Source organism: Hominimerdicola alba, assembly GCF_900109655.1.
Lineage (GTDB): Bacteria > Bacillota > Clostridia > Oscillospirales > Ruminococcaceae > Hominimerdicola > Hominimerdicola alba_B.
The window spans coordinates 1-4,995 of record NZ_FOAT01000041.1 but is presented as its reverse complement, the minus strand read 5'-3'; the positions used below and the strand labels follow the sequence as shown (position 1 = coordinate 4,995).

The window sequence follows — 4,995 nt, the reverse complement described above, 5'->3', positions numbered from 1 at the left end:
CGAGTTTGAAGTGCGCCAAAGAGGGAAAACTCCCTCTCTGGACTCTCCCTTATGCAAGCGATACCGCTTTAGTGCCATACAGCACGTGTTTGAATATGCAGCTATAATTACCGCTTCGGCTTTTTGGACGGTGCAGATTTCTGTTGCGTATTGCTCCGGTCGTCCCTTTCAGGGTTCTGTTTCCGAAACTGGGTAAGCAGACCAATAGCTTTTTCCTTTTCGGACTTCGGTATGAACAATTCGTACTTGTCCTTATTGTAGAAAATAAACTCACACGGCACACCTCGCTCCTGCAAGTATTTCTCATATTGTTCCAGCACAGGCATTTTACCATGTATCGTGAAAGCATCGGACACCTTACACCCAATATTGGATTCGATATATTCAATCGTCTCACGTTTATGCTCAGCACGTAAGTCTCGAATCTGTTGTTCAAGTTCTTGAATCTCAGCTTCAAGATTGCGCCGCCTGATTCTTCTGTTCTTATTTCCCTTGTCGGTCTTGAAGCCATTTCGCTCAACAGCGCAGACCTCGACACCGAGATGAATCTGCGGCAATCGGTCAATTCCTTGCTCCTTGTAACTTCGGTGATCTACCCGAGCGTCCGAAATGAAATACAGCTTATGGTTGCACCAATCTGCCCAGCGCTCACGCCACTCCAATAAAAGCTTTCGGTCATTCCATGCGCGTTCCTTTTGGGTGAAACCGTTCTTGTCCACGCGGCGGGTGGTCAGCAGAATATGAACGTGAGGATTTCCGTCGTCCTTGTCATGGATAGCAAAATCGCAGCACATTCCATTGCTTACGAAACACTGCTCGCAGAACTTTTTGACAAGATCGATCTGATCTTCTCTCGACAGTTCCCTCGGTAATGCCGCATTTATACTCCGGGCGGTTTGGGAATTCTTGCGCTTTTCGACACACTCGGCAGCATTCCATAGTTTGGCTCTGCTGCTGTATTCGGGCGGTGCATTTGCAGGCAGTAAAATCTCCTTGTGGACAACTTCATGCTTGTTGCGGTAGTCATGTATCTTACCGTCTCGCTCATTCTTGATCTTCTCGCCTGCGATATATGCGGCACTTGCTACGCAACTTCCGCCACTTGTTCGTGTGACCATTTTGACGTTGAAATGATATATTGCTTTTATCTACCTTCTTTCTGTTTGGATCAATCTTGGTATGTACATACGTTCGACTGCATTTTTATATTGTAGCACAAATGTTCGCATTTGTCAAGAGCTTGATCGTAATAAATTACTACAGTACACAAAAAGGGACTGTCGCAAAATACAACAGTCCCTCTCTGTGGAAAATTTAAGAAGAATAATTATGTCTTAAATTTTATCAAAGGCATCATAGAATGTATTATGGTTTCCCGAATGAATCGGTAGTACATTTTTATGACTTATCCTTTTTCTGAACCAGCATCTTTTTGCCCTTTACATGAGCCGCAATCTGTATTACATCAGTAATATTAACAGTTCCATCTAAATTAACATCTGCTCTCTTGAAGCGTTCTTTCGACAACATCTTCTTGCCCTTTGCATGAGCAGCTACTATTGTGATATCGGTTATGTTGATTTTTCCGTCGTTGTTAACATCCCCTAACAGCCAGTTTTCATCTGCTAATGTAACAGATATGCAGGCAGGTTCGCTGTCATTGTGGTTTTCGTCAGCAATAACCTTGTACCAAACATAATATGTTCCTGGATCTATTGCTGTGGGGATAGTCTCGAAATATTCGTCCTCGGCAGGTGCATTCTCATTGTTGGCGATAACTGCATAAACGATCTTTCCGTCCCGGGTCTCACCGGATGTTACAAGTGCCTGAACTTTGTCGTTAGCAGTCAGTTCATTTGCTGTAGGTGCGGTAAATTTTACGTTTGCCTTGGTTATGGTGTACTTGCCGTTTTTCAGCGTTGCGGTGTAGTTTGGGTTATTATTCCAAGTTGCGGTTATATCATATTCACCAACCTTTGAGGTTTTGGTCGCGGTGGTAGAAAGCTGAATACCTAGATCGTTGTAATCAACATAATTGCCGTAAATATGATAGCTAAGCTCTTCGATATCCTCACCGTACTTGCTACTCTTATTTTCTGCGGTTATGGTGACAACAGATTTATTTATTGTAAAATCTGCGCCTGTAAATGTGATATCATAGTTTTTGCCTGCTGTAAGAGTACCTTGAGTGATAGCATATGTATCAACATTCTCGCCTTTTGCACGGGTGAGTTTACCTGTCATGGTATCTTCGCCGATAAGACCTGTTGCCTTGTAAGTCAGCTCGGGATCAGTCTTGCCATAGATCTTGGACTTTGCATCGGCAGTGACTTTTACCTTTGCCTTTGCGATATTTACAGTCTTGCTGCCGTAAACGAGATCTGGTTCATAGTTCTCAGTCTTGATATAGTAGTATACTATGTAATTACCTGCATTTGTATATTTGGGATTTATTGTGTTGCCGACTGTTTTGTAATTATCGGCAGTGAGCTCGGAAGTACCATAGAAAACAACCGCATTGGAGTCAATCACATCAACGGATATGCTGTGAGCGTTGCCGTCATAAGTGCCGCTGTAACCAGAAGCAGATACGGTGAGGTCAGTCTTGGTTATGGTATACTTACCCTTATTGACAGTCACAGTGTAGTCTGGGTTATTATTCCAAGTTGCGGTTATATCGTACTCGCCAGCCTCGGAGGCCTTGGTCGCGGTGGTGGAAAGCTGAATGCCGAGATCGTCGCCCGCAATGATACCGCTTGATGTGTAGGTTAGCTCAGCGATGTCGGCTTTATATTTGCTGCTCTTGTTGTCGATAGTTATAGTAACATTTGCAGGATTGATCGTCAGCGTACCGTTTGATGCCGTTACAAGATAGTTGCCAACTGATGTTTCTGTTCCTGCGACAACTGTCACACCATCAACTGTTGCAATCACATTTGGCTGAGTGCCTTTATGTGTTATAGTGCTGGCTTCGGTCATTACAACTGTAAAGGTGTGCGTATCTGTTGCTGCAAGACCGACAGATGTAAATGTGTTCTTTGTAAGAGCAGTGCCGTCGTAGGTCTTGGTAGCGTTGTCTGATGTGATAGTCACCTTTGCCTGTGTGATGGAGAATGTCTTAGATATATTACCGCCAAAATTGCCCTTGTATACGACGTTTACAGTTTTTGTGCCCACATTTGTCATATCCGTACTTAATGGTACAATATCGTAGTCGGTTCCATTAACAAGGGTATAATTTCCGTACTTTATGGGGGTATTGATCACCGGTGTCTGTAGTGTGCCGTTATATGTCAGATTAGAAAACGATGGTACTATCGAGCTCATATCCTTCGGAGCTATGGTATAGCCCACGCTGGCCGTCTTGCTCCTCACAGTTATCTCGGCAACGTAATCACCAGCGTTAGTGGGTGCGGCTGTCAGAGCGTTGCCTGTTTTAGTATAGGCGGTTCCGCTCTTTATTGCCTTGTAGTATTTTATGTCTGATTTTTCGATAGTATTTCCCGTGACGGAATTGAAGTTATAAAGTCCTGTCAGGGTCGCTGCTGCGCTGTTTGTATCTCCGTAAATAGTCTTTTCAGGTGCGATAATGGTCAACGCTACATTATTGTTGGTCAGATAACATTTATTCAAACCACAGGTCGCTGTTATAGTCGCACCGTCAGCGGTGTAGGTAAAGCTGTGGGTGTGGATATTGTTTGACTTCATGTAATATGCCGTATTTATATTTGGCGTGCCTGTAAAAGTTCCGCCGGTGTAACTAAACATTTGGTTAAGAGCAGAGTTTGGTACACTTGATATTGTTTTATCTCCAGACGGAATTTTGTAAACGTAATTGTATTCCTCGTTTTGCGTTTCTGACAGCTTGATACCGGTGCAGCCGGAAAACATTCTCGCATAACAGCCATCTGCCAAAGTTGTTGCGGGCAGTGCTGGTGCTTCTGTCAAACCGGTGCAGCCAGTAAACATACCGCTGTAACATTTATTTGCCAGAGTTGTTGCGGGCAATTCTGGTGTTTCCGTCAGACCAGTGCAGTGGTAAAACATATCGCTGTAACATTTATTTGCCAGAGTTGTTGCGGGCAATTCTGGTGTTTCCGTCAGACCAGTGCAGTTGTAAAACATACTCGAATAACAGTAATCTGCCAGTGTTGTTGCAGGCAGTGAAGGTGTCTCTGTCAAACCGGTGCAGTTGTAAAACATATACTCAAAGCAACTGTCACACAAGCCTGCGTCTTTCCAATCTTCAAAATTGTTCAGCCTCAGCGACATGACATTACCACTGCAAGCTACTTGTCCACCAATCCAAATGTGATTGCCTAAACCGAATGTTACTCCAGTACCACAGAAACGAACGTAGTCATCTTTATTGAGCGGAATTTTAGTTCCATTTGTATAAATTCTCCATGTATCATCGTTATTTGTCTTATACTGTAATGTGCCAGTGGCATAATATACTGTGACTGAAGAACTGTTTTTTTCTGCCGTAAATGTCAGGCAATCAGACTCAGGCACAACATAAGTTATGGTATAGCCTACGCGAGCTGTCTTGTTTTCCACAGTTATCTCGGCAATGTAATTGCCTACGTCTGTGGGTGCGGCTGCCTGGGCGTCGCCTATTTTGGTATAGGTTGTGCCACTCTTTGTTGCCTTGAAGTATTTTATATCTGCTTCTGCAACAGTATTTCCTGTGGCGGTGTTGAAGTCAGCAAGCCCTGTCAGGGTCGCTGCTGCGCTGTTTGTATCGTTAGAGGAAGTCTTTGCAGGTGCGATAATGGTCAGCAATGCTTTGTTGTCAATTAGGTAGCAGTCATTCGCACCGCAGGTCGCTGTTATAGTCGCACCGTTAGCGGTGTAGGTAAAGCTGTGGGTGTGGATTTTGCTGGATTTCATGTAATATGTCGTGTTAATATTGGGCGTGCCCGTAAAAGTTCCGTCAGTGCCATAAAACATATTTTCAAGAGCATAGTCAGGTGTACTTGTTATTGTTTTACC

Annotated in this window: 2 protein-coding genes; both read right to left on the bottom strand. The window is 43.8% G+C overall.

Annotated elements, in window-relative coordinates; all coding sequences use genetic code 11:
- Nucleotides 1–107: 107 nt before the first annotated feature.
- Entirely contained in the window at nt 108–1,139 is a 1,032-nt protein-coding gene (gene mobQ, locus BMY75_RS17370; RefSeq protein ID WP_278289332.1) for a MobQ family relaxase, read from the bottom strand.
- A 259-nt stretch (nt 1,140–1,398) separates the two neighbouring features.
- The gene (locus BMY75_RS17365; RefSeq protein ID WP_139199928.1) at nt 1,399–4,893 is read right to left on the bottom strand and encodes an MBG domain-containing protein; all 3,495 of its coding nucleotides are present in this window, start codon (nt 4,891–4,893) and stop codon (nt 1,399–1,401) included.
- Nucleotides 4,894–4,995 lie beyond the last annotated feature (102 nt).

What these genes read in the sequence shown, in the direction of transcription:
- BMY75_RS17365 (WP_139199928.1), bottom strand. Translation starts at nt 4,893, where the DNA reads ATGAAATCCAGCAAAATCCACACCCACAGCTTTACCTACACCGCTAAC.